Annotated in this window: 17 protein-coding genes and 1 tRNA gene; 1 reads left to right on the plus strand and 17 read right to left on the minus strand. The window is 39.6% G+C overall.

What is annotated here, in order from left to right:
* Positions 1 to 19: 19 nt before the first annotated feature.
* The 16 genes from AXE83_RS09000 to AXE83_RS09075 form a co-directional block, all read right to left on the minus strand.
* Positions 20 to 904: an ROK family protein gene (locus AXE83_RS09000; RefSeq protein ID WP_060956200.1), complete on the minus strand. Its 885-nt coding sequence runs from the start codon at positions 902 to 904 to the stop codon at positions 20 to 22.
* Positions 905 to 919: 15 nt separating this feature from the next.
* Positions 920 to 1,837 carry a dihydrodipicolinate synthase family protein gene (locus tag AXE83_RS09005; protein WP_049529758.1) on the minus strand — a complete coding sequence of 306 codons (918 nt, stop codon included), beginning with the start codon at positions 1,835 to 1,837 and terminating at the stop codon, positions 920 to 922.
* A gap of 164 nt (positions 1,838 to 2,001) precedes the next feature.
* A complete protein-coding gene (locus tag AXE83_RS09010; RefSeq protein ID WP_060956201.1) occupies positions 2,002 to 2,652 on the minus strand; it encodes a YesL family protein in 651 nt (216 codons plus the stop codon).
* 20 nt (positions 2,653 to 2,672) lie between these two features.
* The gene (locus AXE83_RS09015; RefSeq protein ID WP_060956202.1) at positions 2,673 to 3,125 is read right to left on the minus strand and encodes a YhcH/YjgK/YiaL family protein; all 453 of its coding nucleotides are present in this window, start codon (positions 3,123 to 3,125) and stop codon (positions 2,673 to 2,675) included.
* 200 nt (positions 3,126 to 3,325) lie between these two features.
* Positions 3,326 to 4,165, minus strand: a complete 840-nt coding sequence (locus AXE83_RS09020) for a carbohydrate ABC transporter permease (protein ID WP_004250812.1) — start codon at positions 4,163 to 4,165, stop codon at positions 3,326 to 3,328.
* A 16-nt stretch (positions 4,166 to 4,181) separates the two neighbouring features.
* Complete coding sequence (locus AXE83_RS09025; RefSeq protein ID WP_083501025.1) at positions 4,182 to 5,048, minus strand: carbohydrate ABC transporter permease; 867 nt, start codon at positions 5,046 to 5,048, stop codon at positions 4,182 to 4,184.
* A gap of 233 nt (positions 5,049 to 5,281) precedes the next feature.
* Positions 5,282 to 6,607 (minus strand): ABC transporter substrate-binding protein, encoded by a 1,326-nt coding sequence (locus tag AXE83_RS09030; RefSeq protein ID WP_049502843.1) that lies wholly within the window; start codon positions 6,605 to 6,607, stop codon positions 5,282 to 5,284.
* Positions 6,608 to 6,725: 118 nt separating this feature from the next.
* Entirely contained in the window at positions 6,726 to 7,424 is a 699-nt protein-coding gene (locus tag AXE83_RS09035) for an N-acetylmannosamine-6-phosphate 2-epimerase (RefSeq protein WP_001135656.1), read from the minus strand.
* Positions 7,425 to 7,717: 293 nt separating this feature from the next.
* Positions 7,718 to 10,972 (minus strand): SIALI-17 repeat-containing surface protein, encoded by a 3,255-nt coding sequence (locus AXE83_RS09040; protein ID WP_060956204.1) that lies wholly within the window; start codon positions 10,970 to 10,972, stop codon positions 7,718 to 7,720.
* Positions 10,973 to 11,611: 639 nt separating this feature from the next.
* The gene (locus AXE83_RS09045; RefSeq protein WP_060956205.1) at positions 11,612 to 15,664 is read right to left on the minus strand and encodes an SIALI-17 repeat-containing surface protein; all 4,053 of its coding nucleotides are present in this window, start codon (positions 15,662 to 15,664) and stop codon (positions 11,612 to 11,614) included.
* Positions 15,665 to 16,034: 370 nt separating this feature from the next.
* Positions 16,035 to 17,018, minus strand: coding sequence for an acetylxylan esterase (locus tag AXE83_RS09050; RefSeq protein ID WP_060956206.1), 984 nt, complete (start codon positions 17,016 to 17,018; stop codon positions 16,035 to 16,037).
* Between the two features lie 441 nt (positions 17,019 to 17,459).
* Positions 17,460 to 18,386 (minus strand): ATP-binding cassette domain-containing protein, encoded by a 927-nt coding sequence (locus AXE83_RS09055; RefSeq protein ID WP_060956207.1) that lies wholly within the window; start codon positions 18,384 to 18,386, stop codon positions 17,460 to 17,462.
* A 10-nt stretch (positions 18,387 to 18,396) separates the two neighbouring features.
* On the minus strand, positions 18,397 to 19,464 hold the full coding sequence (locus tag AXE83_RS09060) for an ABC transporter ATP-binding protein (protein WP_060956208.1): 1,068 nt from the start codon (positions 19,462 to 19,464) through the stop codon (positions 18,397 to 18,399).
* 8 nt (positions 19,465 to 19,472) lie between these two features.
* Entirely contained in the window at positions 19,473 to 20,399 is a 927-nt protein-coding gene (gene oppC, locus AXE83_RS09065) for an oligopeptide ABC transporter permease OppC (RefSeq protein ID WP_060956209.1), read from the minus strand.
* Positions 20,399 to 21,895, minus strand: coding sequence for an ABC transporter permease (locus tag AXE83_RS09070; RefSeq protein WP_049528232.1), 1,497 nt, complete (start codon positions 21,893 to 21,895; stop codon positions 20,399 to 20,401). The genes oppC and AXE83_RS09070 overlap by 1 nt, the downstream gene beginning before the upstream one ends.
* A gap of 65 nt (positions 21,896 to 21,960) precedes the next feature.
* Positions 21,961 to 23,940 carry a peptide ABC transporter substrate-binding protein gene (locus AXE83_RS09075; protein ID WP_060956210.1) on the minus strand — a complete coding sequence of 660 codons (1,980 nt, stop codon included), beginning with the start codon at positions 23,938 to 23,940 and terminating at the stop codon, positions 21,961 to 21,963.
* Between the two features lie 180 nt (positions 23,941 to 24,120).
* On the opposite strand from AXE83_RS09075, the gene AXE83_RS09080 reads away from it, so the two are divergent.
* Positions 24,121 to 24,191: transfer RNA gene (locus tag AXE83_RS09080), tRNA-Cys, on the plus strand.
* A gap of 72 nt (positions 24,192 to 24,263) precedes the next feature.
* On the opposite strand, the gene AXE83_RS09085 is transcribed toward AXE83_RS09080, so the two are convergent.
* The gene (locus tag AXE83_RS09085) at positions 24,264 to 25,520 is read right to left on the minus strand and encodes an ISL3 family transposase (protein WP_037612702.1); all 1,257 of its coding nucleotides are present in this window, start codon (positions 25,518 to 25,520) and stop codon (positions 24,264 to 24,266) included.
* Positions 25,521 to 25,651 lie beyond the last annotated feature (131 nt).

The raw sequence follows: 25,651 nt of genomic DNA on the forward strand, positions 1-25,651 counted from the left end.
CTAAATTGGCAAGGCCAACTTAGGATTGTTTTGTTTTGAAGTGATAGTAGGCTCCAAGCATACCTGCAGTATTTTGATGACGCGCAAATTCTAATCTTGTTTTTTCCGCTAAGCTCGGAACAAGCGCATCTTTCAGAGCTGTACGAATTTTCGGTTTCAAAATCGCTTCTTGCCCCATAATACCACCACCTAGTATAACAACCTCTGGATTGGCAACATAACAGATGTTAGCAAGACCTTTCCCAAGATAGTCTACCATACGGTCAATGCCCTCCATACAGAGTTTATTGCCTTCTGTAGCTTCTTTGAAAATTCTGCGACCATTCCAATGAGCCACTTCCTCATCATGAGCCTTGGCTACATACTCAACCAAGGCAGTTGTAGAAGCTAAATCTTGGAAAGCCCCATCCTGCATATGCATATAGCCAACTTCACAGGCAGAATTACTAAATCCATGGAAAATCTGGCCATCAATGATTAAACAACCACCGATACCTGTTCCGATGGTCAAACAAAGCGTTATTCCTGCACCTTTTCCAGATCCAGAAACCGCTTCTGCTAGCCCTGCGCAGTTGACATCATTCTCAATTTCACAAGGAATGTTAAAGCTTTCTTCAATTTCCTTTTTAAATTGAGTTCCGGCATAATTTGGAATCTGTGGACCAGCGTAGAAAATCTCACCCTTATCAGGATCAACCATTCCCGCCGAGGAAATGGCTACACCTGATACTGGTCCTTTTTCTAGATAGCTAGCTACGATAGCTTTTGTTTTTTGTAAAATGTGTGGACCACCCTTGTGAGCCTCAGTCGCTACTTCGTGAGACTCTACAAGTTGTCCATCCTGATCAATTAAACCATATTTGATATTAGTTCCACCAATATCAATTGCAACGTAATTAGTCATAAAATCTCCTATTGATTAGAGGAAACGCTCCTTAGTTTCACGAATCAATGCCGCAGCTGCTTCTACAACTGGACGATCTTCTTCGGTCACTGGTGTAAGTGGAGAACGAACTGATCCGATATTAAGTCCTTCATTGATTTTCAAGACTTCTTTGATAACGCCGTACATATTTCCATGAGCTGCAGTCAATTTACCGATGATAGCGTTGATAGCATATTGCAATTCACGCGCTGTTTCTAGGTCTTTATCTGCAATCAATTGGTTGAGTTTCAAGAAGAGTTCTGGCATAGCACCATAAGTACCACCGATACCAGCTTTTGCACCCATGAGACGTCCACCTAGGAATTGTTCGTCTGGACCATTAAAGACGATATGATCATCACCACCAAGACTAACAAAAGTTTGGATATCTTGAACTGGCATTGAAGAATTTTTAACACCAATGACACGTGGGTTTTTCAACATTTCTGTGTAAAGACTTGGAGTCAAGGCAACACCTGCCAATTGAGGAATGTTGTAGATAACGTAGTCTGTATTTGGTGCCGCTGCACTAATGTCGTTCCAGTATTTAGCAACTGAGTACTCAGGCAAACGGAAGTAAATTGGTGGGATTGTTGCAATAGCATCTACTCCCAAGCTTTCAGCATGGCGAGCAAGTTCGATACTGTCTTTAGTATTGTTGCAAGCCACATGAGCAATGATGGTCAATTTACCTTTAGCAACTGCCATGACTTCTTCCAAGATCAATTTGCGGTCCTCTACGCTTTGGTAGATACATTCACCTGAAGAACCGTTGACATAAAGCCCCTGAACACCTTTATCAATGAAGTATTGCACCAAGGCACGAGTACGTTCTGGGCTTACTTCACCCGCATCATCATAACATGCGTAGAAGGCAGGAATGACACCTTCATATTTTTTTAAATCTGACATAGATTTCTCCTAAAATTTCTTATTTTCTGCTCTTGGCAGATGATTTTTTACTATTTTAGTATACACCTTGTGAAAAGCGCTTTCAATACATCTTAGCCACTTAGATTTTAATTTCTATTCATCTCCCATAGCTTTTCTTGTTTGAAAGTAGTTTCATATCATTTTCAATCTGCTTGATATTTAGCAAACAATTTTTCCATTAATCCAGCTTGGCAAAAAGCAAGAAGGCCAAAGCCAAAAAGTAGAAATGCTGAACCACCAAGCACTAGAGTGAAGCCTGATAGATAGAGAAGCATCATGATTAATAAAATAATTGCAAACATCAAGAAGAACCACACGAAGTTAAAGCTGACCAAAAGCAAGCCCTTTTGAAGAACTTCTTTCCAAGTCAAGTCATATCGTGCTGCAATTGGATAACTAGCCAACATAACTAGGGTTAAAAATATCAGTATTCCCAAGCAAATGGCTTTAATGAGCTGGAAGCCTAGGCTGGTTTGACTCCAGAATAGAGATAAGTCAACAACGCTAATCAGAAAAATTCCAAGTTCCAACAAACCTAACTGGAGACCTAATTTCAAATTTTGCTTAAAGGCTCTTATATACGTTTTAAAAACAGGAACACGACGACTACTCTTAACTTCGAAGATTGTCTGATAGAGACTAATTTTTGCTACTCCGATTGTCACAATAGGCAAACAAGACACAACAAAGAGTAGGTTAACCGTCACGATATCTAAAACCTTCTCACAAAATCGCATAAGAAAGTTATCCGTATCAAATGCCGCTTTTATCAATCCAGATCCTTTATGTGCCATTGTTTGCTCCTCCTAACTGACTAATCGATTAAAATTTTAAATAAGTATTTGCGAACTTTATCTTCCATACCTGCATAGCCATTAGGCTGATGAGGTTCACCTGGGAAAAAGACTGCAAAATTGTGATATCCCAACAAGAGTGGGTATTGTTCATGACAATGGACAAAGCCAATATCGCTGGCTTCATCAAAGGCTACAGCCTCATCTTTGATGCGAGAACCATAGCTAGAGTACTCATGCCCTTCAACCAACAAATGCAAATCTGCATATTTTTTATGATGCTCAAAGAGATCATTTTCCTCTTGGTTAAGAACATTTTCCTGTACAACTAAGAAAACCTTATCTCCATCAATCTCGTATTTGCCTAATTCAAAGCTATCCTTACGATGCTCATAGAGATAATCAATAGCCTTATCGAGATTTGGATGAATTCCCTTGTAAAAGCTAATGTTTTTTAAATCATCAAAAATCATAGTAATTTCCTTTACCTGATTGTTATCTTCAGACACAAAATGTCTAGCCAGTAAGTTTATAAGTGTCTAACAAAACTTCGTGAAGTAACCAACTCCTCTCCATTTTGTAGACACTTATATATCCTGTATTCTCTTAGTCTATCAACTATACTTCTGCATACTGATAAACAGATTGTACTATATTCAATTTTCGCAGAGTATTAACCTTTAACGGCTCCCATAGTAATACCTTGAGTGAAGGATTTTTGGAAGACAAGGAAGACTGTTACGATTGGCACAGCTGCAAGAGCAGCCCCTGCCATAATTAAACCATAGTTGGTTGCCATCTCAGCCTGCATAGTCGCAACCCCGAGTGAGATGGTCAAGTTGTTACGAGATGTCAACATAACCAACTGCATAAAGTAGTCATTCCATGTATTGATGAAGGTAAAGATTGCAAGAGCTGCAAATCCTGGCTTCACGATTGGGAAGGCTACGCTCCAGAAAGTACGAATCTCACCACATCCATCAATCTTAGCAGATTCGAGCAATTCTGTTGGAATGTTTTCACTGAACTGTTTCATGAGGAAGACCCCAAATGGCCATCCGATTAAAGGCAAGATAACCGCCCAAAGAGTGTCATGGATTCCCATGAAGTTGACGATACGTACCAATGGTACTAGGACAACTTGTTTTGGAAGAGCCATGGCAGCGATAAAGATAGCGAATAGAATGCGTTGTCCATAGAAACGTTTCTTAGCCAATACATAACCTGCTAGGGAAGAAGTTGCACAAACCAAGAACATAGTTACCAATGAAATGAAGACTGAGTTCCACATCCATTGTAAGGCTGGGTTTTGCACCATCAATTGTTGGAAGTTCTCCATTGTTGGAGCTTTAGGGAACCATTGTGGTGGAATCATAATGGTATCTGGTTGTGATTTGAATGCACCTGTCAAAATCCAGTAGAATGGAAAGATAAACAGTACAGTCAATAAAAGCAAGAAGATGGTTGAAATAACAGTGAAAGCTGTTAAAGGTTTCTTTTGTGTAGATTGCATAGCTGTCTCCTTTCTATTAATATTCTACGTCGTTTCCAAGTACTTTAAATTGAACAAAGCTGACAATTGCGATCATAACTGCCAAGAATACACCAATAGTATTGGCATAGCCATACTCAGTCAATTGGAAGGCTTTCTCGTATAGGTAGTACATAAGTGTACTTGTTGAGTAGTTTGGACCACCTGAAGTCAAAAGCTGAATCAAAGCGAAACACTGGAATGAGTTGATGGTTGTAATGATTGCGATATAAAGAGTTGTTGGAAGGAGGCTTGGCCATTTAATCTTCCAGAAAACTTGTAACTCAGTAGCTCCGTCGACACGCGCCGCTTCAACAAGTGAGTTATCAATATTACCCATTGCAGCGATGTAAAGGATGATTGGCTGACCAACTGATGTTGTCAAAAGAATAATCATAATCGCCATCAAAGCCCAGTTTTTATCACCCAACCAAGAAATGTTTTGGCTAATGATATGGCTTGACTTAAGTACGAAATTCAAAATACCTGATAGAGGATCGTAGATCCATTTCCATACTACTGTTACGGCAACACTACCTGTTACTACAGGAAGGAAGAAGACGAAACGGTAGAAAGATCTAGCGATGGCATTTTGTTGGTAAGTTTGTGATGCTACAAAGAGCGAGAAGAGTACAACGACTGGTACAGACCCGATAACCAAGATTACGGTATTAATCAAAGATTTTGTAAAGACAGGGTCTTTAAACATACGGATGTAGTTGTCCAAGCCCACAAACTCAAAGCTAGTCATCGAATAGTTGAAGAAACTAGTGATGAAGCCCATGATCATTGGAGCTAAAACGAAGACGGTAAAGAAGATTAATACTGGTGCTAGGAATGCGTAGGAAATAATAGTTTCCCGCATGCGAATTTTATTGATTTTCACAGTCGGCACCTCACTTTCACATAGTTTTATTTTTTTGACTGTTATCTGACCCTGATCTAAAATCAAAATGAAATTTTTCTAAGATTCGTCAATGTAAAAACTTCATTTTAATTTTGACCTGTCAGTTGCTTCTATTTCAAACAAAAGTCCCCCTTTTCATACACAGATATGCTCAGGGAAAAGGGGGGAACTCAGTTTTTATTTAGGGCTTATTATTTAGCTGCTTTTTTGATTGTTTCATTCGCTTTTTCAGTGAATGCTTTCAATGCTGCAGCAGGTTGTTCGTCACCATTTGATACAGCTTGCAACATTGGGAACCAAAGTGTTCTCATTTCAGCAAATCCGTCGATTGTGTTGTAATATGGTGAGTAGTATTGAGTCCAGCTACCGATTGTTTCCATACGTTTGTCATCATAAAGTTTTCCAAATGAAGTACGAACTGGGAATGCACCTGTACGAACTACGTCTTTAGGACCCCATTCTTTGTCATCTGCGATGAATTGGATGAATTTCTTAGCTGCTGCGACTTTCTTTTCGTCTTTGTTGTTAAATACTGCAAATCCGTTTACAAGGTATTCAAGAGCTGGTTTACCTGAATCAGATGGGAATGGTACTTCTACCACTTCAACTTTACTTGATTCCAAAAGTTTAGCTTGGATACCATTTTGAGCTGGTGCCCAAAGGATTGTGTAAGAAGTTTGACCGTTTGCAAAGTTTTGGATGTCTGCTCCACCGTCAAATTGTGAACCGTTGTTCAACAAACCATCTTTGATCCAGCTAGATGCTTTTTCAAGACCTTTAACGAATTTAGGATCGTCAGTTGTGTATTTTGTTACTTCTTTATCAGTTACAGATCCGCCATAAAGGTTAGCGATGAAGGCACGTGTTCCTTGGTCTCCCCCTTGACCTGAACTGAACAATGAACCTGGTGTGTAGCCTTTATCTTTAAGCGCTTTCAAAACTTTTTCAAAGTCATCAGTTGTCCAACCTTCTTTTACAAGGTTTGCAACTCCTGCATCTTCCAACATTTTCTTGTTCATAGCCATGTAGAATGGTGCAGAACTGATTGGATACATGTAAGCTTTATCACCAGCTTTACTTGCTTGGATGATATTTTCGTTGTTGACATCTTTAACAAATTCATCTGTAAAGAGGTCGTTCAACTCAGCCAATTTACCATTTTTACCGTATTGGATGATACGTCCTGGTGCGTCAAAGAGAACGTCTGGCGCAGTTCCTGCTTCGATTGCTGTAGTGATCTTTTCAGGTCCAGATTTGAAGTCGATTGTTTCTAGTTTAACTTTAACATCTGGATTTGCTTTTTCAAAAGCTTCGATGATAGATTTTTCATAAGTTCCTACACCATCGCCAGTTTTTTCTTGAGTAAAGACTGGGAATGCCCACCAAGTGATTTCAGTTTTTCCACTGTCACTACCAGAGCTAGCAGCATCTTTGTTTGCATCTGATTTGCCACAAGCAGCAAGAGATAGAACCGCAGCACCCGCAAGTACTGTACAAGCTAGTTTTTTAAATTTCATTTGTATTCTCCTAAATGATGATAAGCGTATCCGAATTGGATAATGAGTAATGTCGGCTTTGTATACGTTTTCATTTTTTCCTACTAATCAACCACTCTCCTCGTTTTTTTATATTGTGTTATTTAAGACCCGCAACAAATCGTTCCGTAATCTCTTTTGGTCTAGTAATAGCGCCACCAACTACGATACCTCGCACTCCGTAACCTAGGATTTGCTTAGCTTGTTCTGGTGTGTGAATTTTTCCTTCAGCGATGACGTCCACCCCTGCATCACAGAGTTTCTTGATGAGTTCAAAGTCTGGGCCATCCACTTTTGGACTGTAAGAAGTGTAACCTGACAAGGTTGTTCCGACAAAGTCAATTCCCGCTTCAACTGCTGTTAGACCTTCCTCAAAGGTACTTGTATCAGCCATCAAGAGTTGATTTGGATATTTTTCTTTGATCTGACGGATAAATTCTTGGATCTCCAAGCCATCATGACGTTCACGTTTGGTACAGTCAAGAGCAATGACTTCGATGTCAAGAGCTGCTAGCTCATCTACCTCTCTCATAGTCGCTGTGATGAATGGTTCCTGTGGTGGATAATCACGTTTAATAATTCCGATAATCGGAAGTTTAGTGACCTCTTTAATTTCCTTGATATCTCGAACACTGTTTGCTCGGATACCGACTGCACCACCTTGTTCAGCTGCTTTCACCAACAAGGGGATAACTCCTCCCGCTTCTGTGTAGAGCGGTTCATGAGGAAGTGCCTGACAAGAAACGATGATTCCATCTTTGATTTGTTCAATCAAGGCCTCTTTACTAATTTGTGGCATCTACTTTCCTCCTTTTCTTTTCCTTTGTGTTTATGTGACTATTATAGCTTATTATTAAAGCGCTTTCAATAACTTGTGCTAGGATAGATTGAAGTTTCAAAACAATTTTATGCAACAGTTTCTTCTGAAAGTAGTTTCAGGAACCTAAAATCTATCCCAACACCTCTTAAATCTTGAAAACAGCCCTTTTTTCTCGCAAACATGAAAGAAAAAGGCCGTAACAAATTTTCGTTACGACCCTTTCTAACTAAGATTTAGTTTCACTAAGGAAACCTTCAATTTCAACTATTTGACTAATCTTCTTTTCTCTTCCCCAAAGCAAACATACCAAGGAGCATCCCCACAAGCCCTACTGATGCAAGGGCAGTGGCATCTTTACTTCCTGTCTTAGGAAGAACATCTTGATGAACTGCAGGTGCTTGATAGGTCTTATCTTGTGCCATAACCTGAGATACAATAGACTGCTGACCTTTGTGATCTGGATTTTTAGCGCTCGCTATTTCTGAACCTTTGACATCGCCTACAAATCCTGGTTTTTCTGTTGACGCGACGTCATTCTTCACACTGCCTGTGAATGCTGGGACTTCATGTACAGCTGCTTCGCTACCATTGACACCACCTGCAAATTCTGGAGATTCTGCTTTTGCTGCTTCTACACCATTGACTCCACCTGCAAATTCTGGAAGTTCTACTATCGGTGCTGCTTCTTCACCTACTGTACCAATAGGTTCAGTATACTCTGGGAGCTCCGTTACAGCTGCTTCACTACCATTGACTCCACCAGTAAATTCTGGAAGTTCAGCAGTCGCAGCTTCTACACCATTAACACTACCTGTGAATTCTGGTACTTCGTTAACAGCAGCTTCACTACCGTTGGCAGCTCCAGGAATACCTGCTCCTTCAAGACTCACTGGAAGGTTGTGCATACTCTCGATAGCTCCAGAAGCAAGTCCAGTTATCTCCTGACCAAGATCTGACTTGTCTATTGTAAATAGAAGAGTCTTCGTATCGTACTGGGTCATGAAGTTTACTTTTTTACCATTTGCCAACTGAAGTGTTGGGATTTTGTTAACCAAAACTTCTGAATCAAATTCTACTGCAAGAATTCCTGGCCATTTTTCAATAACATTTTTAACTTTGGCTTCTTTAGGAGAAATTCTTTCCTTCGTTAGGAAATCCCAGTTGAATTTCTTGAAGGATAGAGTATAAGGATTGCCACCAGCTTCATGATGTTCGTACAAGAGACCAAATTCTTTTGGTCCGATCTGTTGAAGTGAGTTATAGGCATACTCCCCTTCTTGAATCAAATGATGATGCAGCCAAGTCAACTCGCCATCTTCTTCTACACGAGCCACTCGAATGTAACCATTCTTACGACCTGGGCCATTGGCATTTGCTAGAAGGATATACTCCTTACCATCTTGAACCGTATGAGTCGCTGCCATTTGAACATAGACATCTGGCACATCATAGCGTGCTACATAGTTGTCCCATGTAATACCACCATCATTACTTGTCGCAACCTGCAAATCACCAGTCAAACCACGCATAAAGAGTTTCAACTGACCATTGTTCAGCTGAACAACAGAAGCTTCTGTATTTTGAGCATAGTAATTGTTCATGTTGCTTGAATCAACTACTGTACCATCATAAAGTGTACGGTTATCATTGACACCGCCACCCATATGCCAAGTCTTACCATGGTCATCTGAGTAGATGATACGAGATGATTGAGAACCATTGAGGTGGTTTGTTCTATTCGTCGTATAGACAGGAACGACGATACGACCTTTATGAGGTCCATTCTGGAGGGTAATGCCCACTCCAGGTCCCACACCTAAAAATTTCATCCAATCAGCTTTGACCATTGGAGTAATATCTTGAGGAGCAGACCAAGTCTTACCATCATCATCACTGTAAGACATCCATAGGTAGCTGTCTTTAGCAATTCTAAATGGAGAAGTTTTATTACTTGTAAAGTAGATATTGCCTAGTAACTGCTCACCCTGATAAAGATCACCTTTATCGCTGTAACCAGGCTTGACAGGATTTACAACAACACGATAATCCGTTGCCTGACCATCTGGTGTGTAGACAAGCCCATTTTCACGAATAGTATAGGCTCCATTTTCTCCTTCACGATAGAGAATTTGGTAGGTTTTCCCATCAATTTCTTTATAAGCTTCCTCTTTTTCAGCTGACATTCCAAAGATACCTTTTCCTTCTGGGAACATATCATAGACTGAAAAGATTCGTTTGGTTTCAGTATCTTGGGCTAAAACCATATCGATATTTACTGGTGAACCAACAGATGGATCAGTAGCTTTTGGGTTGTCACGAAGATTGGTAAGAGTGATGCGATCGCCCCATGTTTGGCCCTTGTCTTCACTTCGTTTAACGACCATACCGATATCACCCCAATCATAGTGGTGTAAGCGGCGTTCGTCAGCACCAGCAATCAAAGTTCCCTTGTCAGTCTTAAGGAGGGCTGGAATACGATAGCTATTAATACCATCTGGATTTGACTGCCCATTTTTACCAGCTTCAAAGACATCCTTTTTATCTGTTATCTCAGCTCCTTCTGGAAGCTTTTTCTCTAATTCGGATCTTTCAAATAGGTAGCTACGATTTTGAACTTCTTCTGGACTCAAGGCACGATCGTAAACAGTTAGATTACGAACTTGTAAGCCTGCCCCCCAAACCATACTTCCTGCACGATTTGTGGTACCAATTTGCATATGATTTACATCAGGCATATCTTTAATAAAGCGTCCTGATTTCTTACTTGTTCGTGACAAAACTCCGTTTACATAGAGACGAACTTGCCCATCTGGAGAATCTGCACTTGGTCTTTCAACTGTAAAGGTTACTGAGTTCCACTGACCTGGTTTGACTGTTAATGGTGCATCTGTGTATCTATCATAAAATTGATTTCCATCTTGATCGCGGCCCTCAATCAAGGCAACGTTGTTATACACAGCCATTGTAAAGTATTCATTTCTTACCTTATCACTTGATACTGAGAAAAGGTTGTAAAATGCTGGTGCAGAAGCATCTGGTTTGAACTCCATATGAATGGTCGCATTTTGAAGCTGTTTCAGTTTGTCCAATTGCTCTGTCAAATCAATTCTATTGCTATTTGCAGCATTAGTCTCTACATCTTCCTTTTCAAGAACAGTATTGGCGTTCTCTAACTCTCTAGCATAATAATCACGTGGAAGCGAAGCTGGATCTTTTTCGGTTTCTCTAGTTGCTTCTGCTGTTTCTGCTGTTGCAGTTGTCTCTGTTCCAGTATGTGCTTCTGTAGATGTATGTGTGACTGTATCTACTCCATTAGACTCAGTAACATTCTTTTCAGTATCTGCTACTTTTTCTGCCTGATCCTTCTCTACTCCTAGTTCTGTCGTTTCCTTATTGGTAGTTGTTGATTCTTGTGCTAATACTGGCGATGCACCAAAAACAACTGCTCCAATAACGACTGAAGCGGCTCCTACTGTAAATTTACGAATTCCGTATCGTTGTTTTCTCTCCAACTGATTATGCTTCATCTTTCTTCCTTTCATTTTTAAAAATAAAGCGCTTTCTTTTTTGATTAAAATTTTTAGTCATCTGACTAAATGACAAAAATTACTTTTTTCACGAATGGTTACACTCGCTCTTTCAAATTTTCTCTCACTTAACGATCAACAATCTATCATCATGCCATCGTTAACTAGAGTCTCCTACTCCTTTCAAATTTTATCTTATTCTCATTATATAATAAATCCTCCCCTTTTAAGAGAGATTGAGATAGAACAGATTATACTTTCAGTTTTAGAAATATAAAATTGGACATTTGAAACTACTTTCGGACGCTTTGGATTTTTCTAACATAAAATTGCTTCATCCAGTTGAATCGTTTTTTAATGAACTTTATCTCAAACTTATACTCAATGAAAATCAAAGAGCAAACTATGAAGATAGCCGCAGGTTGCTCAAAACACCGTTTTGAGGTTGTGGATAGAACTGACGAAGTCAGTAACACATATACGGTAAGGCGAAGCTGACGTGGTTTGAAGAGATTTTCGAAGAGTATTAACTATTTGACTCCTGATTTATCTAGATCAAAAGGCCGTAACTAGTTCTAGTCACGACCCTTTCTAATATAAGATCAAATTCCTCTATGAATTTCGTTGATTTTAACTATTTCATTGATCTTCTTTTTTCTTGCCCATGGCAAACATACCTAGGAGCATGCCTACAAATCCTAGAGAGGCAAGAGGAGCAACATCTTCACTTCCTGTTTCAGGAAGAAGTTGCTGACGAGCAGCAGGGGCTTGATAAGTTTTATCTTGTGCCATAGCTTGAACTACAATTGACTGTTCTCCCTTATACTCTGAGACCTCATGGATAGCAGCTTCCGCACTGTTTACACCACCTACATAGGCTGGAACTTCTGTACTCGCAGATTCTAGACCATTAACACCACCTGTATACTCTGGCACCTCTAACTTAGCGGCCTCTACTCCATTAACGCCACCTGTGTACTCTGGAACTTCTAACTTAGCAGGTTCTACTCCATTAACACCGCCTGTATATTCTGGCACCTCTAACTTAGCGGCCTCTACTGCATTGACGCCACCTGTGTACTCTGGAACTTCTAACTTAGCAGATTCTACCGCATTAACACCACCTGTGTATTCTGGAGAATCTAACTTAGCGGATTCTAATCCATTGACACCACCCGTATATTCTGGTGCTTCTAACTTAGCGGATTCTACTGCATTAACACCACCTGTGTATTCTGGTGCTTCTAACTTAGCGGATTCTAATCCATTGACGCCACCTGTATATTCTGGCGCTTCTAACTTAGCGGATTCTACTGCATTCACACCACCTGTATATTCTGGCGCTTCTAACTTAGCGGCCTCTACTCCATTGACACCACCTGTATACTCTGGGACTTCTAACTTAGCAGATTCTACTCCATTAACACCGCCTGTATATTCTGGCACCTCTAACTTAGCGGATTCTACTGCATTAACACCGCCTGTATATTCTGGCACCTCTAACTTAGCGGATTCTACTGCATTAACACCGCCTTCGAACTCTGTACTTTCTGCCTTAGCTCCTTCCTCACCATTGACTCCACCTTCGAAGGCTGGAACTTCATGAACGGCAGATTCCCCTTTTGAGCTTTCTACTAGATTACCTTCTGGAACTTCATGGACCGCGGCTTCCTCACCGTTCACACCACCTTCAAAGGCTGGAACTTCATGAACGGCTGCTTCGGCACCATTAACCCCACCTTCGAAGGCCGGAACTTCGTTAATAGTTCCTGGTGGATTTTCTTCAACCTCTATTTCTGGAACGTCATGAACAGCCGCTTCTTCGCCGTTCACACCACCTTCAAAGGCTGGTACATCATGAACGGCTGCTTCCTCACCGTTGACGCCACCATCAAAGGCTGGATCCTCATGAACTGTACCTTCACCATTGACTGCACCTGTAAACTCTGGAACTTCATGGATTTCTGCTTTTGCTCCATTTTTACCACCAGGGACTCCTGCACCTTCAAGACTTACAGGTAAATTATGCATGCTCTCAATTGCACCGTTAATGATTTCTGTAATTTCTTGACCAATATCTTCCTTGTTAACCGCAAATAACAATGTTTTTGTATCGTATTGTGTCAAGAAAGCCGCAAAATTACCATTTGCCAGTTTAAGAACTGGTGGTTGATTCACCAATACTTCAGAATCAAATTCTAGAGCAATGACATTTTTGCTCATCTCTACAGCATTTTTCACAGTTGCTTTTGTTGGAGCAATTCTATCCTTGCTTAAGAAATCCCAGTTGAATTTCTTATAAGACAAGGTGTATTCATTTTGAGTGGCAGTCGCATGCTCATAAAGCAAGCCAAATTCGCCATTTCCAAGATCTTGCAAGGAGTTATAGGCAAATTTACCACTTTGAATTGGATTGTGCTTGAGCCAAGTTAGATCCCCATTAGCTTCCACACGCGCTAAGTGTACCAAACCATTGTAACGTCCAGGTCCACCTGCGTTACTGAGGATGATATATTCCTTACCATCTTGTACCGTATGAATGGCAGACATTTGAACGTAGACATCTTTGACATCCGCATAGCGCTTCACATCTTTTTCCCAAGTTGCTCCGCCATCCTTACTTGTTGCAACCTGCAAATCTCCTGTCAATCCACGCATGAAGAGTTTGAGGTCTCCGTTGTTCAACTGAACAACAGTTGACTCAGTATTTTGAGCACCTGGATTATTCATGGTTGAAGAGTGAATTGTTTGGTTACCTACTGGACGGTTATCATTGACAGCTTCACCTGCTTGCCATGTTTCACCATGGTCATCTGAGTAAATGACGCGTGAAGATTGAGAACCACTGAGGTATGATACGTTATTTGTCGTGTAGACTGGGATAACGAGACGACCTTTGTGAGGTCCTGAATGCAAGGCAATCCCTGTACCAGGTCCAGTACCTAAGAAATGCATCCAATCCTTACGAATTCCATATGTAATATCTTTTGGTGCAGACCAAGTTTTACCATCGTCATCACTATAAGACATCCAGAGATAGTTGGTGTTTGAAACTCTAAAGATATTCTTGTCGCTATAATCAAAGTAGACGTTACCAATCAGTTCTTCACCTTTATACAAATCACCCTTATCACTATAGGCTGGCTTCTTAGGATCAACTACAACACGGTATTCTGTCTTTCTATTTTCAGGGTCGAAAACTTCACCATTTTCACGGATTGTATAACGTCCTGCATCACCTTGTTTGTACAAGACTTGGTATACCTTGTCCCCAATTTGTTCATAGGCTTGTGGTGCTTTTCCTGGAAGAGAAAATACAGCCTTACCTTCAAGGAACATATCATAAATTGAAAAGATTCTCTTAGTTTTCGGATCTTGGACTAGGGCCATGTCAATGTTGACTGGTGATGGCCATTCTGGATTCTTAGCATTCTCATTATCACGAGGATTTGAGATGACAATTCTATCTCCCCATGTTTTGCCCTTATCATCACTACGACGAACAACCATACCGATATCACCCCAGTCAGAGTGATGCAAGCGTCTCTCATCTGCACCAGCAATCAAGGTTCCTTTATCAGTTTTCAGCAGGGCTGGAATACGGTAGCTTGCAATACCATCTTTATTTGGCTTGCGGTTCTCACCACCTTCAAAAACGTCCAGTTTATCAGTAACTTCTGCTCCTTCAGGAAGTTTCTTCTCCAACTCTCCTCTTTCAAAAAGTTGGCTACGTTTTTTAACTTCTTCTGGTGAAAGGGTACGATCATAAACAGTTAGATTACGGACTTTAAGATTAGCGCCCCAGAAGTTTTTGCCTGTGCGTTTCGTTGTACCGATTTGCACATGGTTGACATCTGGCATGTCTTGGATGAAACGACCAGACTGAGGACTTGTGCGCGACAAGACACCATTTACATAGACACGAACTTGACCTTTTGGTTGGTCTGCATTTGGTCTTTCAACTGTGAAGGTTACAGAGTTCCACTCACCTGGCTTAATCTTCAAAGGAGCAGTTTTATAATCACCATAGAATTGGTTTCCATTTGCATCACGACCTTCAACGATAGCTGTGTTATCAAGGATGGCCATAGTGAAATACTCATTTACTTTGGTATCACTAGAAACTGAGAAGAGGTTGTAAAAACGTGGAGCAGATGCATCTGGCTTAAACTCCATATGAATGGTCGCATTTTGAAGTTTTTTAAGCTTATCGAGTTCCTCTTTCATGTCAACTCTTTGACCGTTTGAAGGATTGGTTTCAACATCTTCCTTCTCTATAACAGTATTGGCATTTTCCAACTCTCTTGCATAAAAGTCACGCGGAATGTTTCCAACTTCTTCTTCGTCTTCACTCTCTGTAGCTGGAGTTTCGTTTGATGCTTCTGTTTTTGTTGGTTTTTCATACCCTGGGTTTGCTTGCAACTCTTCACGGCTCACTTCTGTTCCACTATTATTTACTGTGGTTACTTGGCCTGCAGGCTCCTTATCTACATTAGCTAGACTTCCTGTCTCTACTTCCTTAGGCAATTCTGGCAAAGATTGCCCCGCTGTTTCACCATTCGTTGATGGCGCCTCTTGAGCCAAAGCCGGTGCAGCACCAAAAACAACCGCTCCAATCACTACTGAAGCTGCTCCAACTGCAAATTTCCGAATTCCATATCTCTGTTTTCTATCAAAATCTCTCTGATTCATGTGTTCCCTTCCGTTATTTTTTAAAAAATAAAGCGCTTTCTTTTTTGCTTAAAATTTTTAGCCTTTCAGACTAGCTGCAAATAAGAAACTGTATTATTGAATGAAATTGCCATTCTTTGTAGATGAAATGCTGTTGCTCTTTTATAAATTCCATGTTAAAAGATTCGCAACTAGCTATACTCCTTTCACATTTTATCTTAATCATATTATATAATAAATATTCTAAATTTTAGACTTTATAATCTATAATAGATTCTACTTTCAAAGATATTTAGAAGTTTCAAACTACCTGAAACTACTTTCTCATTATCTGGGTCACATAAAGAAAAGCCTGTAGTTCATTCGAAACTACAGAGCTTTTTTTCAATTTTTAATGACCAAGATAGGTAAAGGGTATCTCACTACCACACAACCAATTGTAAACTTGATCATTGACATGAACATTCATGGCCTCATGAGCGTATTCAGGCATGATACGATAACTCTTTTCACAAGTCAAACGGTTGTAAATGGCAAACTGAGTGATTGGATAGCAGACATCATCATCAAGCCCAGTAATCATTCGAACTTCCCCCTTAATGCGATGGGCAAGATTTTTTACATCGATATAGGCGAGCGTCTCCATAATCTGCTCTTCTGTCTCATGGAATGGATCATGGAACTTAAAGTAACGAAAGAGCTCATCATAGGCTTCGCTGGTATTTCCAATCTCGAGCACTCGCCTAAAGTCTGATAAGAATGGATAAATAGCAACTGTACGCTTGATACGTTGATTTAGCCCCGCAGCCACTAGAGCTAGTGCCCCTCCTTGAGAAGCTCCATAGCTTGCTAATTGCCCCGCAGCCACTTGTGGGAAGCTAGCTACAATTTCAATCAATTGATAAATATCTAGATAGACATCCTTATAGAAGAGTTGCTCTTTTCCTTCTACTGCACCACGGATAATTTGGCCCTTAACTGTATTTCCGAGTGGTGAGCGCAAGCCATCTTGTGAGTATCCAGATTGTCCACGAACATCCATCGATACGACACCATAACCAGCTACTGTAAAGGCTAGCATATCTGTCCAATCCCAGCAACGTCCCATATAGCCATGGAAGTGGAAAATGACAGGTACTTTCTTTTCTGATTTTGGTAAGACTATACGCGCATAAACAAGGCCATCACGGGTACCTTTAAAGGTTAACTCATAACACTTCACATTTGGAATATGAAAATCACGTTCCTCTAGTTGGTAATCTGGCAAGACCGAAACCTTATCAATCTCCCCATCCCAAAAAGCATCAAAATCATGAGGAACTTCATCCCTTCCTTGGTATGTTTTCATTTCTTCTACTAATGCTGGATTTCTCATAAAACCCTCCTTAATTTTGTAACCGTTACCATAACTCTAGCACATATAGGTAGGCTTTGCAAGATGGATTTTTAAATAGAAAGTGATTTTAATTTTGAAGATTCATAAAAGCTTATCTGAAAGTAGTTTTATCCATTCCATTCTGCATAGATTCAATACACTTTCAAAGAAAACAGCTTCTTTGATCTCTCATCCAAGAATCATTGAAGACTAGTCTTATACTCTTCGAAAATCTCTTCAAACCACGTCAGCTTTATCTGCAACCTCAAAGCCGTGCTTTGAGCAACCTGCGGCTAGCTTCCTAGTTTGCTCTTTGATTTTCATTGAGTATTAGCATGTTCTCGGGTATATAGTTGTTTATCTTTAGACTAGTTTTTTACAAAAATAAAAAAGTTTCATAATCTTAATAGAATTGTTCTATCAAGATTACAAAACTTTTTCTTATTTCAAATCTTTTTTATAGCGTTCCAACTCTGCTTGGTTTGCCCAAACATAGTGACCTGGACGAATTTCTACCATAGAAGGCTTATCAGTTTCATAGTTATGTTGATCTGGATCATAGACTTTCAAAACTTTTTTACGTTCCAAGATTGGGTCTGGAATAGGAACAGCTGATAGAAGTGCTTGCGTGTATGGATGAACTGGATTGTTAAACAATTCTTCAGTTTCAGCCACTTCAACAATGACACCCTTATAAATTACCGCAATACGATCAGAAATGAAACGAACTACTGACAAATCGTGGGCGATAAAGAGATAAGTCAATCCTAATTCTTTTTGGAATTTCTTGAGCAAGTTCAAAACTTGGGCACGTACTGAAACGTCCAAGGCTGAAATTGGCTCATCCGCAATAACGAAGTCAGGTTGCATAACCAAGGCACGGGCAATCCCGATACGTTGACGTTGTCCACCTGAGAACTCATGTGGGTAACGTGTCAAGTGTTCAGCCAAAAGTCCCACTTCACGAATGATATTTTGAACTTTTTCTTTTCTTTCTTCTTCATCTTTAAATAAATGGTAGTTATAAAGACCTTCAGAAATGATATAGTCAACTGTTGCACGTTCATTCAAACTTGCAGCAGGGTCCTGGAAAATCATTTGGATACGACGAATTAATTCCGAAGCTTGTTCACGTGATTTTTTACCATTAATTTTTTTACCTTCAAAGATGATATCACCTTTGCTGGTATCATTAAGACCGATAATAGCACGACCAATTGTTGTCTTACCACTACCAGACTCTCCAACAAGTGAGAAAGTTTCTCCTTTGTTGATAAAGAAGTTCGCATTTTTAACAGCGACAAACTTTTTGCTTCCTTCACCGAAGGAAATTTCTAAGTCTTTAATTTCTACTAATTTTTCAGACATTTCCTTCCTCCTAGTCCTCAAGATGTGTAAAGCCCATCTTTTCACGAATCTTGTCGTGTAAATCTGCAATCACCGATGGTTTTTCAACTTTTGGAGCTTGTTCATGAAGCAACCATGTCTTAGCCCAATGAGTATCAGATACTGCAAACTGAGGTGCTTTTTCCTCAAAGTCAATCTTCATAGCATAATCTGAACGAAGAGCAAAAGCATCTCCCTTCAATTCAGTATAAAGCGATGGAGGTGTTCCAGGGATTGAGTACAATTCACCTTTGTCATCCGCAAGTTGAGGCAAGCTTGACAAGAGGCTCCACGTATATGGATGACGTGGGTCGTAGAAGATTTCTTCAACAGTACCATACTCGATGATTTCACCAGCATACATAACCGCAACTTTATCAGCGATACTTGCTACTACACCTAGGTCGTGGGTGATAAAGATTGTTGTAAAGTGGTATTCGTGTTGAAGTGACTTCAACAAATCAATAATCTGTGCCTGAATGGTCACGTCAAGAGCTGTTGTCGGCTCATCACAGATAAGAATGTCTGGACGACAGGCAAGAGCAATCGCGATAACAATACGTTGACGCATTCCCCCAGAATATTGGAAAGGATACTCGTCAAAACGTTTCTCAGAATCTGGAATACCAACTTTATTCATATAGTCAATAGCCATCTCTTTAGCTTCTTGAGCAGTCTTGCCTTGGTGTTTAACAATAACTTCTGTGATTTGACTTCCGATTGTCTTGATTGGGTCTAGACTGGTCATCGGATCTTGGAAGATAGTTGCAATCTTCGCACCACGAATACTTTCCCATTCTTTATGAGAAGATAAGGTTGTCAAATCTTGTCCACGGTAATTAATACTTCCTTGTGCAATGCGACCATTTTCTTCCAACATTCCTGTGAATGTTTTTGTCAAAACTGATTTACCTGAGCCTGACTCCCCAACTAAGGCGAGGACCTCTCCCTCAATCAAATCGATGGAGACACCTCGAATAGCTGTCAAAATCTTGTCACGAACATCAAATTCCACGACAATATCTTGAGCAGTCAAAATTACATTTTTTCCTTTTATCATGTCTACTCCTATCTATGTGTACGTGGATCACTAGCATCTGCTAGGTTTTGACCAACAACGAACAGTGACAAGGATACCAAGACCAATGTAGTCAATGGAATCCAGAAGAGGTATGCATTGGTTGTTACGTTTTGAGAATAATCTGAAATCAAACGTCCCAAGCTAGGAACTGTAATCGGCAATCCAAGACCAAAGAATGAAAGGAAAGCTTCATATGAGATAAAGGCTGGGAGCATTTGCGACGTACTCGTAACAATAACAGATACCAATTGGGGCATAATGTTTTTTACAATAATTTTGTAACTTGGTGTTCCCAAAGTTCGTGAAGCAAGGTTATACTCTAAATCACGGTAACGTAACATTTGGATACGAATTGAATGGGCAACACTAATCCAAGTAGTTACACTCATGGCAAAGATCAAGTTCCAGAACCCTGCCCCGATAGAGTAAGTCAAAACAATAACGATCAAAAGTGATGGAATATTGTTGATAACGTTGTAGACTTCCATCATGATACGGTCAACTGATTTTGAGATTCCCCAAATTCCACCGATGACAACACCGATAAAAAGGTTAACAAAGGTAGCAATAACCGAAATCAAGATAGAGTTACGAGCTCCAAACCAGACACCATCAAAGAGAGATTTACCATTACTGTCTGTTCCAAACCAATATTCAGCATTTGGCTTAATGTAACGAGCGCTAAAATCGTTTACCTTACTTACATCATTAAAGTCAAAATCAGAAAACATTGGGTAAATGAAACTCATCAAAACAATTGCAATCAAGATACCTAGCATGATTACTGTTGATTTCTTCTTCAAAAACTGTCTAAAGACAGAACCCCAGTATGAGTAGGCAGGAGCATCAATTGCTTCAGAGGCATAATCATCACGTTTTACAAACTGAAATTTTTCATTACTAATTGTAGACATTATTTGCCTCCTTTCTCTGTCAATTTAATACGTGGGTCAATAATCGTCATCCAAATATCACCAATAAGGTTTGAGAAGATTGAGACACAAGTGAAGATAAAGACAAGACCAACTACCATATTATTGTTTGAAGCCTTTACAGAGTCGATCAACATTTTACCCATACCTGGGAAGGCGAAGACTGTTTCTGTAAGAGTTGCTCCACCAATAACACCAATGATAGCACCTGGAATACCAGAAACAAGTGGTACCATAGCATTTTTAAAGATATGCTTATCAGAAATCTCTTTCTCAGACAAACCTTTTGCACGAGCAAAACGAACGAAATCTTGTGATTGCAAGTCAATCATATAACGGCGAATCCAAATTGCCATAGTAGGTGCTCCTAACAAGCCCAAAATCACAGCAGGAAGGACATAAGAACGCCAATCACCAGCACCCAAGATTGGGAATGAGTCTGGGAAGCCGATTGAAGAACCAATCAAACGAATAATATAGACTAGGGCAATCGTTGGAAGAGCCAACAAGAAAGTTAGAGTCCCTGTAGCGAAACTATCAATCCAAGTGTTTTTGAAACGAGCCATTGCTGAACCAAGAGGAATCGCAATCGCGTATGAAATCGAAAGACCAATCAAACCAGTGATAGCAGAACTTGCAATCATAGATGGGTACTGATAGTTGCTCTCAGTAGCTGTATAAGGATCATCTTTACCGTAGTTGGCTACTTCACGAGCATCAGCTTGACTCGGAGATTTATAAGTTCTTGAGTAAATATTTACTGATGATGTTTTCTTACCAGTTGGGAATTGAACTTCAGAAGTCTTCGTTTGTCCTTGTCCTTGTGTAATAACTTGAAGAACAGGAGTATTTGCATAAGTTGGATAAGAATCTCCTAGGTTCAAGTTGACAAAGTTTTGGTGAACAAATGGGAACTGACTATTGAAGTACAAGAGGTATTTGTGTTTAGTACCTGAACCCACAAGAGACCAACCGATAGCAGGGTCATTCTCAAAGCGCAAATAACGCTCTAAGTTAGGATTCTCAGGGTCTTGGATCTTGTTTGTATGGTCAATATCAAGCAAGTTTGCATAGAATTTAAACACACGTTCAAAAATAGGAATTTCACGTGTAGCGTAGAATTGTCCACTCTCTGTAAACTCACCTAGAGTCCAACCATTCCCAAGTTGTTGGATATATTTTTCATAGATTGCTTTATTTGTATCATTTGCATCTACTGTAACAGAAGAGTCAATGCTACTAGCTTTTTCCTGCAACTCTTTCGTATCATAATATTCGATATAACCCATACGCTCAAAGACGGTATTTTCATAGTTATCACGTTTATCAGCTGTGGTTGCAATTTTATTGTAGTTAGTATCTTGTTTGAAGATCAACTTCCGTGGAACCATCGTATAGATGATTGTGTAAATCAAGGTCGTTACTAAGAAAATAGAAACCAACGACCGCAAGATACGCATAAAAACATATTTTTTCATATTATTTCCTTTAAAATCCCAAAAGAACCTTCTCCTTTAGGAGAGAAAGTTCTGATGAGCATTATTTATTTCACATGACTCGCTAACTCTTTTTGAGCTTTTTCGTTTGATTCAGCTTTTTCTTTGAGCCATTTTTCACGAGCTTCTTTGTACTCTTTGGTTGTTACAGTGTTAGCTTGCAATTTAAGGTACTTGAAGTATACATCTGAACCTTTATCACCAGATTGAGTGTAAGAGGCCGAGAATGGTACTACACGAGAAATAACTGGCGCTGCTCCTGAAGATGACATAGCTGGAAGGAAGAGGGAGCTATCTGTCAACCAAGCTTGAGCTGCTGCATATTTCTCATAACGTTTGTTAAGGTCACTTGTTTCATTACCAGCTTCTTCAAGCAACTTGTCGTAGTCTTTCAAACCAACTTGGGTAACTGCTGGATTTGATGGATTGTCATAACCCATGTAAGTCTTTGTTTGCTCGCTGTTACTTGTTTGCAAGATATCAAGGTAAGTTGATGGGTCTTGATAGTCTGGGTTCCATCCAACGGCACCTGAAAGATCCCAATCCTCAGCTGCTGCATTCGGAGCATAGTAAGTGATGTTAAATAATTCATCTTTTGTTACTTGTTGGATATCGATGACTACATTTTCTTCACCAAGAACTTTTTCAACAGATTGTTTGAAGGACTGAATACGCGCAATGTAGCTCTTAGCAGTTTGGTCAACTGGAATATCCAAGTGAATTGGGAATTTCACGCCATCTGCTTCCAAAGCCTTCTTAGCTTTAGCAAATTCTGCTTTCGCTTTATCAGCATTATAAAGACCATCTTGACCATCTGCAAAGTTTACATCTTTCCACTCATCACCATAAGAAACAACTTTCTCAGTAACCAAGTCACCAAATGTTTTCTCACCTGCAGAAACAAAGTCTGGTTTTACAAATAGGTTACGAACAGCAAGCGCTGCTCCATCTTCACCATTCAGCTGAGCAGAGTATGATGTACGGTCAAATGCAAAGTTCAAAGCTTGACGGAAGTCTTTGTTAAGAAGGGCTTTCTTAGTAGAAGTCTTTTCTTCATCAGTTGTTTTTGATGTATATTTATAGCTTTGACGGTCAATATTAACACCCAAACCAGCAATACCAGCTCCTTGTGGAGTATAGTAAATGTTGTCTTTGTATGTTTCTGCGATTTTAGAATAATTTGAACTTGTTGGGAAGAGACGGGCGTAGCTGTATGCACCACTTGTAAAGTTACGTTCGATTGATTCTTGGTCTGAACCATCATAGAATGCAAGCGTCACAGTGTCTAAGTGAACATTATCTTTATCCCAATATTGCTCATTCTTCACAAACTCAACAGAAGACTTAGCAGTTAATCCTTTAAGCAAGAAAGGACCATTGTAAAGCAATGATGTTGGATCTGTTGACTTACCAAAGTCTGAACCTTTTGATTTTTCAAACTCTGCATTCAAAGGCCAGAAGATTGCGTAAGACATTTTAGAATTCCAATATGGCTCTGGTTTGTTCAAAGTGTATTGAAGAGTGTAGTCATCAACAGCTTTTACACCAACAGTTGAAAAGTCAGTTGAGTTCCCAGCCACATAATCTGCCAAACCTTTTACAGAATCTTGAGCAAGATACAATGCTTCTGATTTCTTATCAGCTGCGTGTTTCAAACCTGTAACAAAGTCATTAGCAGTTACTTCTGCATATTCTTCACCATCAGCTGTGAGCCATTTTACACCTTTACGAATCTTATAAGTGTATGTCAAACCATCTTGAGACACTGACCAATCTTCTGCAACTGCAGGAGTGAGGTTACCATATTTATCATTTGTAAAGAGTCCATCGATACCATTTGAAGTGACAACTTTTGTACTTTGCTTACCAGAGATAAGGTAGTCCAAAGTTTCTGGATCAGCTGTATATACATATCCGTAGGCTTTTGGAGCCTCAGCATTAGATGATTTTGAAGAACCGCAAGCCGCGAGAACACCTGTTGCAAGTAGGGCTACGCCTGCTACTGCAAAAATCCGACTTTTTTTCATATTACTTAACTCCTCTTTTGAAATTAATAAGATAATGCTTATTATACCACAACCACTTCAAAAAGTAAACGAATTTTCAGAATATTTTGTCGCTCACATTTTGAAAGTCGGAAAACTTACATTTTCAGAAAAGAAACTATTGACGAGAGCAGATTTTAAAGGTATAATAATAAAAGTTAAGGCGGTATAGCCAAGTGGTAAGGCACGGCTCTGCAAAAGCTTGATCGTCGGTTCAAATCCGTCTACCGCCTCTATATTATCAAAGACTCCTACAGGAGTCTTTTTCTTTGGCTCTTTGTCAACTGTAGTGGGTTGAATAAAAGCTAACATCTGGAGAGGACAATCGTTGTCCTCTCCATTTTTATATTCAGAGCGATGAAAATTCGTTTCTTAAAGTTGTCAAAGTTCCTAAAACCAAAAGCATTTCGTTTGATGAGTTTAATGAGATTATTAGTCGCTTCCAATTTAGCGTTGGAATAAGGTAATTGAAGGGCGTTGACGATTTTCTCCTTGTCCTTTAGAAATGTCTTAAAGACAGTCTGAAAAAGAGGATGAACCTTTTTTAGATTGTCTTCAATAAGTCCGAAAAATTTCTTAGGCTCTTTATTCTGAAAGTGAAAAAGCAATAGTTGATAGAGATCATAGTGGTGTTTCAAGTCTTCGGAATAGCTTAAAAGCTTGTCTAGAATCTCTTTATTCGTCAAGTGCATACGAAAAGTAGGGCGATAAAATCGCTTATCACTCAATTTACGGCTATCTTGTTGGATGAGCTTCCAGTAGCGCTTGATAGCCTTGTATTGATGGGATTTTCTATCGAATTGGTTCATAATTTGAACACGAACTCGACTTATAGCTCGGCTTAAGTGCTGAACAATGTGGAAACGATCAAGTACAATTTTTGCATTAGGAAAAAGCTGTTTAGCCAAGTTATAGTAAGGATTAAACATATCCATAGTAATGATTTTCACTCGACATCGGACCGCTCTATCGTAGCGCAGAAAGTGATTGCGGATGATAGCTTGTGTTCTTCCCTCAAGAACAGTAATGATATTGAGCTGATCAAAATCTTGTGCGATAAAACTCATCTTTCCCTTGGTAAAGGCATACTCGTCCCAAGACATAATCTCTGGAAGACGAGAAAAATCATGCTTAAAGTGAAAGTCATTGAGCTTACGAATGACAGTTGAAGTTGAAATGGATAGCTGATGTGCAATATCAGTCATAGAAGTCTTTTCAATCAACTTTTGAGCAATCTTTTGGTTGATAATATGAGGAATTTGATGATTCTTCTTAACGATAGAAGTTTCAGCGACTATCATTTTCGAGCAATGATAGCACTTAAAACGACGCTTTTTAAGAAGAATTCTGGTAGGCATACCAGTCGTCTCGAGGTAAGGAATTTTCGACGGTTTTTGAAAATCATATTTCTTCATTTGACCTCCGCACTCAAGGCAAGATGGGGCGTCATAGTCCAGTTTAGCGATGATTTCCTTGTGTGTATCCCTATTGATAACATCTAGAATCTGGATATTAGGGTCTTTAATATCGAGTAGTTTTGTGATAAAATGTAATTGTTCCATATGATTCTTTCTAATGATGGTTTAGTCGCTTTTCATTATAGATCTTATGGGACTTTTTTTCTACACAAAATAGGCTCCATAATATCTATAGGGGATTTACCCACTACAAATATTATAGAGCCTTTTCTTTT

This window comes from Streptococcus sp. oral taxon 431 (assembly GCF_001553685.1).
In the GTDB taxonomy this organism is placed as follows: domain Bacteria; phylum Bacillota; class Bacilli; order Lactobacillales; family Streptococcaceae; genus Streptococcus.